The sequence below is a fragment of the Bacillus sp. A015 genome, from assembly GCF_053851875.1.
The window spans coordinates 74374-85556 of sequence record NZ_JBSPZB010000016.1 but is presented as its reverse complement, the minus strand read 5'-3'; the positions used below and the strand labels follow the sequence as shown (position 1 = coordinate 85556).

Here is an 11183-nt window from a genome sequence, read left to right as displayed (position 1 = left end):
TGTGGAACATGAGAAAAACACCTTCCTTTAGTCGGCTTTTCTCTATTATAAAATGAGGAGATGTAAATTTTAAGGGAAAAATAAAGCTGTCGAGATTTTCTCGACAGCCTGGGCACCTCTTATGGTGTCTTCTTTTTTTGCTTTTATCCCTCACCAATCCCCTTTCCAGCTCATATCATGTAGTAGAAAGGAGCGGATCTTCATGGACATTATTTCCGGTATGAACTTTGAACTTCTACAATTTGTAGGTATCTCTCTATTATGTGAATATGCTCATAGTATTCGGTCCTTTCACCTTTATAAAAAAAGCATCACATAAAAATTGTACCATTTTGGGTTCTTTTCACTTATAGTATGTAGTGGAGGGATCGAACAGATGAAAATAGCTCTTTTCGGTGCTCATGGACGTGTAGGACAAGCATTTCTTCGTTTCGTTCAAGTAGATGATCGTTACTTGGTTCGTTCATTGATTCGGACAAACCGGGAAGGAATGCTTGCGGGTATGTTTCAAGTCACCGGCAATTCAAGAAATCAAGAAGATGTGCTTGAGACGATCAAAGGATCAGATATTGTTGTGAGCTGTCTATCAACAGATGGTGATGATACATTATCTGTTTCAATGGAGCATATCGTACAAGCCATGAAGCAAACAAATACATCAAGAATTATTACGATTGGCACGGCGGGGATCTTAAAAGCAAGGCAGCAGCCGGAGCTTTACCGCTTTGAAACAAGTGAATCAAGGCGAACCACTTCCCGAGCAGCTAAAGAGCATGCCAAGGCGTATGAAATCCTTCAATCGACTGAACTAGATTGGACCATTATTTGTCCAACCTATTTACCAGATGGAGAAGTGACACGGTCATATCGCTATGAAAAAGATTTTCTTCCTATAGACGGAAAGAAAATTTCAGTTGAAGATACCGCCCACTTTTTATATCAACAGTTAAATTCGAAGGAATTTATGCATCAGCGAGTCGGCATCGCTTATTGATCATGTAGCCCACCATATACAACCGGTAAAAAGTCGAGGTAATGAAATGAATCCTCGAATCAAAAGAGCCCCTTTCGCATGAAAGAGGCTCTTTTTCTACTTCCTTCGGCTATTCATTTTAGCTGCTTGCAAGAGCACCTTTTTGCAGTTCGTACATTTGCGCATACAGCCCACCTTGCTCCATGAGTTGTTCATGGCTGCCTCGCTCGACAATTTCACCTTTTTCTAACACCAAAATCATATCGGCTTTCTTAATGGTGGATAATCGGTGAGCAATAACAAAGGTGGTTCGTCCTTCTTTGACTACATCAAGCGCCCGCTGAATGATGGCTTCTGTTTCTGTATCGATGTTGGCGGTTGCTTCATCTAAAATTAAGATCGCTGGATCGTATGCCAGTGCGCGGGCAAATGAAATCAACTGACGTTCCCCTGAAGAGAGGGTACTTCCCTTTTCAACCACTGGTTCATCAAAGCCTTGTGGAAGGTGCCTCAATAACTCTGCTGCGCCTACTTGCTTTAATGAGGATTCAATGATTTCTCTTTTGATGTCTTCATTCCCTAAGCTGACATTGGATGCAATCGTTCCAGAAAATAAATACGGATCTTGCAGAACAATGCCCATTTGTTTACGCAAAGTTTGGCGCGACTGATGATAAATACTTTCTCCATCAATGAGAATATCTCCCTGCTGGATGTCATAAAAACGCAGCAGCAAGTTCATGATCGAGCTTTTTCCTGAACCTGTATGCCCCACAAGTGCAACTGTTTGGCCCTTTTTGGCTTCAAACGTAATGTTCTTTAGTACGTTATTCCCTTCATTATAAGCGAAGGTAACATCTTGAAACTGAACGTACCCCTCCATTTTCTTCTGATCAGGTTCTTCCACTTTTGTTCCTGGCTCTTCTAATAATCGGAAGACCCTTTCCGATGAAACCCTTGCTAATTCCAATCTAGAAAATTGGTTCACAATGCCTGTAATCGGCTGGAACAATCGATTTAAATAATCGACAAATGCATAGAGTACGCCAATGGACACAATGCCAGACGCACTTAATGACGCGCCGCCAAAGTACCAAATGAGCGCAACATACGCTAAATTACGCAGCAGGTTCACCAAGTTATGTGAAAGGAGTGAATTTAAATGAAGCATTTTTCGCTGATATCCAAAGTGATTGTTATTCAGCTCATCGAATTCTTCTTTCGTCGCTTTTTCATGGCGAAACGCTTGAATAATCGTCATCCCTTGAATCGCTTCATTTAGTTTCGCATTGATTTCACTGATAATAGAACGAATACGGTGATTGTATACTGATGCAAATTTCCGGTAAGTCATCGACCATAGGAAAATAATCGGGACAGCGACCAAACAAATGAGTGCCAGCTTCACATTTAATAAAAACATGGCGATATAAATTCCAATCATGTAAATGGCACTGGTCACGAAATTAGCGAGGACAGTTACATATAAATCACGGATGGTTTCCGTGTCATTCGTGATCCGTGCTACTACTTTTCCAGCCGGTAAATTATCAAAATACTGAATGGGCAACGTTTGAATATGCTCAAATATGTCTACCCTCATTTTTTGGATAATACGATTTGCAATCCGCTGGAGCAAATAATGCTGCCCATACTGAAAGAAGATCGCAATGACGAGCAGCCCTAGATAAAATAGAACAAGCTGTATCAAACCACTGATTTCAGGCTGATAAAAAGCGAAAATTTCCTCTTTTGATAAACGCTGTACATCATAGGTTTTGCGCTCGTTCCCATTTTCAATGGCAAGCTGATTTCCCGATATCGTCCGGTTTCCATCAAAACGAATCGGCTCATTCACAAAGTAGTAACCGAATCCGACTTGCACCACATTGATTTGTTTTCCGGCTTCATTTTCATTCTTTAATCGATCGCTTCGTATATAGTTATTTCCTTGGTAATAAACCGTTTCATCTGTTTTTTCGTTTACCTCGACATACGGTTTTTCGACACCTAAAATATGATCATCAATCATTTTCTTCCCAATAAATGGTCCTGTCAGCTCAGCACCAACGGCAATGATCAGAAAGATCAAGGCAATAGACAGTACTTTCTTATATAGGAGTGCATAGGCAAGGAGTCTTCTTCCTGTTGTCATGCCTCATCCCCTCCTTCCAGCTGATTTGTCAGCTGCTGACGCAGAAATTGTTCTTTGTACCATCCATCTTGCTGAATGAGCTCTTGGTGAGTTCCCTTTTGGACGATGCGTCCCTCTTCCATGACAAGAATGAGATCCGCATGCTCAACAGCTGATAGACGATGTGTCGTAATAAACGTCGTTTTTCCATGACGGTTTTGCCTTAAATTTTCTAAAATAGCGGTTTCTGTTTTCGCATCAACCGCAGATAGAGAGTCATCCAAAATCAAAATGTCGGGATCAATTAATAAAGCACGTGCGATGGAAATTCGCTGCTTTTGACCGCCTGACAGCGCCACGCCTTTTTCCCCAACCATGGTTTCCAAGCCTTCTGGCAACAGGCGTAAATCCTTTTCAAAGTAAGCGTCTTTGATGGCTTGTGCTAATTCATATTGTTTCGCTTCCATATGACCAAAGCGCATATTCTCTTCTACACTTTTTGAGAAAAGGATATGATCCTGAGGTACATAACCGATCCATTGAAATAGCTGATCCAATTCAATGTCTTGGATCGGAACACCTGATAAGCGTATTTGTCCATCACCTGGCGGGTACTGCCGCAGGAGCTGTTTCACAATTGTTGTCTTGCCGCTTCCTGTTTTCCCTGTAATGCCAATCGTTTGCCCTTTTCGCACAGTAAAGGACACATCGACTAAATTATCTTTAGACGAAGTTGGATATTTGAACGTCACATGATCAAATTGAATATCGCCAGGCTCTTGTAATGTTTTTGGCTGAGCTGTGTCTGTTACATCCGGCTTGTAGCTGAGGGTATGATTCAACCGATCTAACGACGCATTTCCTCTTTGCATGATATTAATTAACTCACCGATCGCAAACATTGGCCAGATCATCATCCCAAGATAGACGTTAAATGCAACAAGTTCACCAATCGTTAAATCACTTTGAAACACAAGATATGCTCCATAGCCAATTCCGATTAAGTAACTGATGCCCACAAGCAATTTCACTGTCGGCTCAAACAATGAATCAATGATCGCCACTCGCATGTTTTTTTGGAACACATCATCTGTCATTTGGCGAAAGCGTTCGACATCTTGTTTCTCCTGTACAAAAGACCGGATGACCCGAACGCCGGCCACTGATTCCAGTACACGATCGTTCATATCACCAAATGCATCTTGAGCGACTGTAAAGCGCGCATGAATCTTGCTGCCATAAAACGCAATCAAGATCGCCATCAGCGGCATGGGGATAATCGCCATTAAGGTTAATTTCCAGCTAATCGTCAGCCCCATCGTAAAAAAGATCATCAGCATATAAGCAGTGGAATCAACCAATGTCAGAACACCAAAGCCCGTCGTTAAGGCAACAGCATTCAAATCGTTTGTACCTAAGGCCATTAAGTTGCCGGTTTTTTTCTTTTCATAAAAGGTTGGTGTCATCTTAAGTAAGTGGCGCATTAATTTTCCGCGCATCACACGCTCCATGACATTCGCGCCGCCAAATAACTGATACATCCAAAAATATGTCAGCGTATAGACTAAGACACCAAGTAAACAAAAAATAGTCACATAAAACACAATACTGGATGTGGTAAATTGACCAGAACGAATGTCATCAACTGCCTGCCCAAGATACCTTGGCGGCAGCATTTCAAGCACATTCACAATGAGCAGCAGCGTAATGGCGATCGTATATCGCCTCCACTCTTGTTTAAAGAACCAGCCTAATTTTGCAAATACTGAAAACATGTTCGTCTCTCCTTTTAAAGCTAGCCGCTTTCTATATTTTCCTGGCTGTCACCTTGTTTCGTTTTTTGAGCTTTTGTCATTTGTCTTGCTTTTGGCATGTTCACATGCTTTCACTCCTCTTCATTTAATTGTTGATATGCATTTCTTTATTTCGGGATACGAAATGAATACAACAAAAAAAGAGGCAACCAGCTGACTGGTACGCCTCTTTTATACATGATAAAAAGGCGCATGTTGACAAATACGCAACATACGCCTTGATTCATCCGATCAATTGGAACATAATGGTTCCTTTTCAATGACCAATGAAGGTGTATTTGTCACGTGAATCAACCCATTCATGCAGTTTGATTTCATTCTTCCACTGTTGCACATGACATTTCCTCCTTTTGGCTCTTAAATCTTTTTTTATCTTATAGTGGCTGTCACCATTTTGTCAATAAATATTTTTCAATAAATGAAATTTTCTAACAAAAATACAATTGCCTTCATGTGTATCTTTTTATGATAACGGGTATACCATGAGTGTAAAGACTCCTTTTGAAAGGAATGAGGACATTGTTTCAAGCTGATCGGATGGTCGTTGCGTTTGATGGACATGAAGACAGTAAGAAAGCATTAAAGAAGGCAATCGCTTTATCCAAAACCTTGCATGCCAAGCTGACCGTTGCCTATGCACATGATGGCAAATCAAGCGGACAGGTGTTTGATGCACCACGCCCAATGACTGGCGGGGCTTATATCGGGGGCGGCATGGCAGACCTTCAAACACCCCCTGTGTATGTACCTCATGACGAACAGCAAAGTCCCTTGATTTTTGAAGACCATACAGAAGAGGTCGTTGCGGAAGCGAAGATGCTTTTAAATGAGAAGCAGTTTGAAGCTGCTATTGAAATTGTTGAGGGGGAGCCCGCAGAAGCGATTATCGAATATGCTGAAGAGATATCAGCAGACCTCATCGTCATGGGAGCACGTGACCAAAGCAGATTGAAAAAAATGCTATTTGGCAGTGTGAGCGAAAAGTTATCATCAAAATCAGATATACCTGTGCTTATTGTGAAATAAATTTGTATCACAAAAGGCTGTAAACGTTGGTTTACAGCCTTTTTCTTTATGAAGAAATGGATGCTTCACTTTCATGTTTAATTTTTTTCTGGAAACCTTCCTGTACACGCTTCGTGATCTCTCCTGGAACGCCTTCCCCTACTCGCTGACCATCTATCTCAACAATTGGAATGACTTCAGCAGTCGTCGAACTGATGAAAATTTCCTGCGCGCGCAGTAGCTCTTCTTTGCTTATACGGGTTTCTTCGACACTGCATCCTTCTTCCTCACATATCTCAAGCAGCTTTCTACGGGTAATGCCGTTTAAAATGAGATTGTTTGCTGGGTGAGTACGAATTACGCCATCAATGACGGCATATACATTCGAGGAGGTTCCCTCGGTCACAAAACCGTCTCTGATGAGAATCGCTTCAAACGCACCGGCTTCAGACGCTTTCTGCTTCTCCATGACGTTATATAACAGGTTTAAACTTTTAATATCACACCTTAACCAGCGAAGATCCTCAGATAATAAGGCCTTTGCACCAGCTGCCTGCTCTTGAACAGGTTTTTTCACATGGAACGTATATGCCGTGATTTGAGGAGTGAGAGAATCACCATATTGATGTTTACGAGGTGCGACACCCCGAGTGACTTGAATATACACACCGCCATCTGTTAATTGATTGTGAGCGACTAACTGTTTTAGTTTTTCTTCCATATCTGATACTGTACCTTGCAGATGAATGCCGATTTCTTTTGCACTCTTGAACAAACGCTCTGTATGCTCTTTTAATGTAAACAAAGTACCATTGTATACACGGATGACCTCATAGACTCCGTCGCCAAATTGATACCCTCTGTCCTCAATATCAACATGTGCATCTTTTTTTTCAATGAAATCTCCATTGTACAATATTTTCATATGGAATCTCCCCTTCGCTTTGCTTTAATGGTTGAGTCTGATGCTATCTTAGCGGATAAATGTAAACGTTTCAATGATTAATCAGAATTATTTCATACGAACATAAATCGATAACCTCCTATTGTAACAAATATAGATTCATAACCAAAAAGATTCCAATTTTTTAGCATCTTCTATATTCATAGGCTCTTTTTTCCTGTATACTTACTCCATATGAGCACGACAAAAAACAGCGGAAAAAGACAGAATCCACTACATGATTCGACACAAATTTTTGATTTATTGGAGCGATTGTAATGCAACGGGTTACGAAAAAACAGACACCTTCAAACACGATGCTGCTCTCAAAGGCGATTGGTTTAGTGATTCTATCACTGATCCTCTTTTTCATTTGGGATATGTCTAAAACCAATATGCAGGCAGCAGACCAGCCGGCTGAAATGTCTGCGAGCAGTCAATTCCGAGACACAAGCACAAGTCTGAAAGCAAAAGATGATTCTCCGAAAACACTAGATGCACATTTTAAGATCAATCCAAACAAACATGTAACGGATCAAACGATCTTTTTAACCTTTGATGATGGTCCTACTGCTACATCAAATCAGCTGTTAGATGTGCTAAAAGCGCATCAAGTGAAGGCTACATTCTTTATGCTTGGGCCCCAGATCAAAGAACACCCAGCAGCTGTTAAAAGGCTTCATCAAGAAGGTCATCAATTAGGGCTTCATGGCATCACGCATGATGTGAAACGCTTTTATCAAAAAAGTGATTCTCCAGTAAACGAGATGAAAGAAGATCAGCGCATTTTGGCTTCTGTCACAGGTGAGTATACACATCTTGTGAGAACACCTTATGGCAGTTCCCCCAATTTAACAGATCAGCAAAAAGCACGTTTAAAACAAAAAGGCTTTATATACTGGGATTGGACAATTGATAGCCTTGACTGGAAATATAAAAGCTCAAAATATGTACCAGAGGTATTGAATCAGCTGCAAGTGCTAGAGACAAAACACCCGAAAGAACCAAAAATCATATTAATGCATGATCAGCCAGCTACCGCAAAATACTTAAATAGTTTGATCACACAGCTAAAAGCAAAGGGCTATACATTTGAAGTCCTTGATGAAACAATGAAGCCGCTGCAGCAATAAAGAAAACCCGCACCTTTTGGATGCGGGTTTTTTGATGATTTATAGAGCTTTCACGAGATCGCCAATCCGTTCATGAAAGACAAGATCAAAAAGCGAATCGTATTCTGTTTCACTCAAATTCATCATCACCTTGAAGATGGAAGGATGATGGGCTGCATCTTCTGGAATATATCGTGCTGGCGCCACTTCTAGGGAAGTTCCCATAACCAGCAGCATGTCCGTTTGCTGAAGCGATCTCTCCACTTGATCAAAATGCTTCACCATATCTCCAAAAAGGACGACATCTGTTTTGAGCACACGTCCACACGTGCGGCCGCCTGAGGAGACCCTTTGACAAACCGGTACCTCTTCTTTTAATAAATAAGGCAGTTCATATGTCGTCCGGCAAGATGGACAAGTGGCTGTTTGAATGGAACCATGCAGTTCATAGACATGCTGGCTTCCCGCCCTTTTATGCAGGCCGTCAATATTTTGGGTAAAAATATCCACGTGCTTTCCTTGTTTCTCAAGGTTGGCTAAGAAATCATGTCCATCATTTGGTTCATACTCTCCACTCATTTTCATCTGAAACAATTCCTTAAATTTCGGCCAGAATTGATGAGGGTGTGATAAAAAATAGGACCGGCTCATCGCCTCCATGCGAGTGGTATCTTCTGTCCACAAGCCACCTGTTGATCTAAAATCAGGAATACCCGACTCTGTGCTCATACCAGCTCCTGAAAGGACTGTAATATGTGAGGCCTGCGTTAATCTCTCTTTTAGCGCTGCCACCTTTGTTTGATCCACTCACAATTCCTCCTTTATTCCCCCAGCTGTTTCTCACCCTTTTGTTTCATATAAATGGTCTGTCCAGGGAAAGCAAATTCTACACCTTCTTGATGGAAAATATCAATGATGCGATAGTTAATGTCTTGCTTCATATCGAGGTTTTCAGCCCAAGCCGTCGTGTTCGTGTAAAAGTTGAAAAATAAGCTCAAATAGCTGTCTGCCAGTACATCGAGATTCACCATGATCGTTTCCTTATGAACCCCATCATGCTCATGAAGCATTTGTTTAAGGCGTTTGATACACTTATCAATGTTTTCCTTTGGTGTATTGTAGGACACACGAACGGAGAACGTAATCTGACGTTTATTCATTCTCGTCCAGTTTGTGATTGGCTCCTTTGAAAGGGTGGAATTCGGCACTGTCACCACCGCTTCAGCAGGTGTTCTAAATTTTGTGCTTCGAAACGTAATGTCCTCTACAGTCCCAAGTACACTTGGTGTCTCTACAAAATCGCCCATCGTAAAAGGCTTCTCTGTAATAATGACAATCCCTCCAAAAAAGTTCGCCACTGTATCCTGCGCAGCGAGCGCAAAGGCTAGTCCACCTAGACCAAGTCCTGCCACAAGCCCGTTCACATCATAATTAAATTCTTGTGCAATGACACTAATACTTAATGCAATAATAATGAAACGAAGAACCTTTGATAAAAAAGGTGCTAAAATATCATCCATTTCTAATTCAAACTTCGAATTCACCTTTTGAAATAAGAATGAAGACGCAGCGGTTAAGTTACAAAGCCCCCATGTCAGCATCAATATAATAGAGGATCTATAAAATTTGATGATGACATCCATATGATGCTCAAAATATGGTGCCTGTCTTAATGCAAAATATAAACCAAGTGCCACAAAAAACAGTCTGGCAGGTTTTTCGAATGCCACAACAATTTGATTAATCACCTCGGTTTTAGACCGATTCGTCAGCCTAAAGAGAAGGTGAAATAAGTACTTCGTAAATACTTTCCGAAGCAATAAAAAAAGCAATAAAATACAAAGGCTAATGCCAATTTGGATCGCAATATCTACTGTAAAATATGTATCCATCCATTTTTGTGTAAACATATCTGTCTCTCTCCTTTAAAACAATCCTCTCTAGTTTATAATATAACCTTCGTTTGTGTCCTCTCTTAAATGTCTGACCTTAATATAAAAAGCCTCGGGACCTATCCCGAGGCATGATGTTCAATTATGAAATTTTGGCTTGAGACATAACGACGGGCAGCAAACTACTTTTTCTTCTGAGCCTGATCAAGGAGAGTCGCTTTAAACATTTCAGCATCGGTTTCGACCTTAATACGTTCTTCAACTCTAATTCTCCCTTTACCCAATCATCTCGCCTCCTTTTCATCATTATAAAACATCAGAATTTTCAGTCAACATGACGAAAGCACTAATATTTTGACGAATGCTGACGATTTGGACAAAATTGATCGAAGAAAAATTGATGTTATTCAGATTTACTCAATCATAGCTTGGGCTATTCCTGTAACTTTTCACATTGATACACCATGCATTCTTAAGTACATGCATTCCATCATGACATACAGCGCTCCTCCTCTCCATATCGTAAAGAAGGAAAACCGACAAAGCATTTGATATGATAAGATCAGAACTTATGTCAGGGAGCTGGAGCATGTGTATATTATCGCACATAGAGGGTCATCAAGCGCTGCCCCAGAAAATACAATCGCCGCGTTTGATTTAGCAGTTCAGCAGGGTGCAGATTATATTGAGTTAGACGTACAGCTGACATTGGATCAGCACGTAGCTGTGATCCATGATGATACCATTGATCGAACGACAGACGGAAGCGGCTTAGTGAAAAGTTATACACTCGATCAGCTGAAGAAGCTGGATGCAGGAAGCTGGTTTGATGAACGGTTCGCCAACGAACGAATCCCCACATTACAAGAAATTCTTGAAAGATACAGCCAGCGCATCGGGATACTGATTGAGATCAAGCATCCAAAACGGCAGATTGGGATTGAAAAGACAGTTGTCGACATCATCAACCGGTTTACCTATTCCCGTCATATCATAGTTCAATCTTTTGATGAAACAGCACTTCAAAGAATCAAAGCTGACGCCCCTTCTCTTCGGACTGCTTTTATCATCAAGCCTTCTATCTTCAAAATGACAAAAAGGAATTTAGCGGTGTACAGCTCCTTTGCGGATTGTCTTAATATGAAGAAAACGATGATCAACAGATGGTGGATAGACCGCATTCACTCATTCGGGATGGATGTATTTATATGGACAGTAAAAGATCAAAAAACAGCGGATCGAATAAAAAAATACCCAATTGATGGAGTGGTGACGGATCACCCGCTATTTTTTCAAAAGGAGAAATGATG

The 11183-nt window shown here is 41.0% G+C and carries 10 protein-coding genes; 4 read left to right on the top strand and 6 right to left on the bottom strand.

Translation table 11 applies throughout. The features are described 5' to 3' along the window. Positions 1 to 376: 376 nt before the first annotated feature. Positions 377 to 994 (top strand): NAD(P)-dependent oxidoreductase, encoded by a 618-nt coding sequence (locus tag ACSLGF_RS13780; RefSeq protein WP_456006335.1) that lies wholly within the window; start codon positions 377 to 379, stop codon positions 992 to 994. Between the two features lie 118 nt (positions 995 to 1112). Here ACSLGF_RS13780 and ACSLGF_RS13775 read toward each other — a convergent pair whose 3' ends face one another. Then, a complete protein-coding gene (locus ACSLGF_RS13775; RefSeq protein WP_456006332.1) occupies positions 1113 to 3128 on the bottom strand; it encodes an ABC transporter ATP-binding protein in 2016 nt (671 codons plus the stop codon). Further along, positions 3125 to 4882, bottom strand: coding sequence for an ABC transporter ATP-binding protein (locus ACSLGF_RS13770; RefSeq protein ID WP_456006329.1), 1758 nt, complete (start codon positions 4880 to 4882; stop codon positions 3125 to 3127). The genes ACSLGF_RS13775 and ACSLGF_RS13770 overlap by 4 nt, the downstream gene beginning before the upstream one ends. Before the next feature lie 558 nt (positions 4883 to 5440). Here ACSLGF_RS13770 and ACSLGF_RS13765 point away from each other — a divergent pair. After that, positions 5441 to 5947: a universal stress protein gene (locus ACSLGF_RS13765; protein WP_456006326.1), complete on the top strand. Its 507-nt coding sequence runs from the start codon at positions 5441 to 5443 to the stop codon at positions 5945 to 5947. A gap of 46 nt (positions 5948 to 5993) precedes the next feature. Here the strand turns inward: ACSLGF_RS13765 and dat are convergent, their stop codons facing one another. Beyond that, positions 5994 to 6851: a D-amino-acid transaminase gene (gene dat, locus ACSLGF_RS13760; RefSeq protein WP_230030973.1), complete on the bottom strand. Its 858-nt coding sequence runs from the start codon at positions 6849 to 6851 to the stop codon at positions 5994 to 5996. 296 nt (positions 6852 to 7147) lie between these two features. On the opposite strand from dat, the gene ACSLGF_RS13755 reads away from it, so the two are divergent. Next, entirely contained in the window at positions 7148 to 8002 is an 855-nt protein-coding gene (locus ACSLGF_RS13755; RefSeq protein WP_099728809.1) for a polysaccharide deacetylase family protein, read from the top strand. A gap of 39 nt (positions 8003 to 8041) precedes the next feature. Here the strand turns inward: ACSLGF_RS13755 and ACSLGF_RS13750 are convergent, their stop codons facing one another. The 3 genes from ACSLGF_RS13750 to ACSLGF_RS13740 all read right to left on the bottom strand — a co-directional run bounded on the left by ACSLGF_RS13750 (position 8042) and on the right by ACSLGF_RS13740 (position 10157). Continuing rightward, positions 8042 to 8773 carry an NAD-dependent protein deacylase gene (locus ACSLGF_RS13750; RefSeq protein ID WP_370461123.1) on the bottom strand — a complete coding sequence of 244 codons (732 nt, stop codon included), beginning with the start codon at positions 8771 to 8773 and terminating at the stop codon, positions 8042 to 8044. Positions 8774 to 8802: 29 nt separating this feature from the next. Continuing rightward, the gene (locus tag ACSLGF_RS13745) at positions 8803 to 9891 is read right to left on the bottom strand and encodes a mechanosensitive ion channel family protein (RefSeq protein WP_099728811.1); all 1089 of its coding nucleotides are present in this window, start codon (positions 9889 to 9891) and stop codon (positions 8803 to 8805) included. A 164-nt stretch (positions 9892 to 10055) separates the two neighbouring features. Beyond that, positions 10056 to 10157 carry a YhdX family protein gene (locus tag ACSLGF_RS13740; RefSeq protein ID WP_008359843.1) on the bottom strand — a complete coding sequence of 34 codons (102 nt, stop codon included), beginning with the start codon at positions 10155 to 10157 and terminating at the stop codon, positions 10056 to 10058. A gap of 307 nt (positions 10158 to 10464) precedes the next feature. Between ACSLGF_RS13740 and ACSLGF_RS13735 the strand changes: the two genes are divergently transcribed. Next, entirely contained in the window at positions 10465 to 11181 is a 717-nt protein-coding gene (locus tag ACSLGF_RS13735) for a glycerophosphodiester phosphodiesterase (RefSeq protein WP_456006322.1), read from the top strand. The last annotated feature ends 2 nt before the right edge of the window (positions 11182 to 11183 follow it).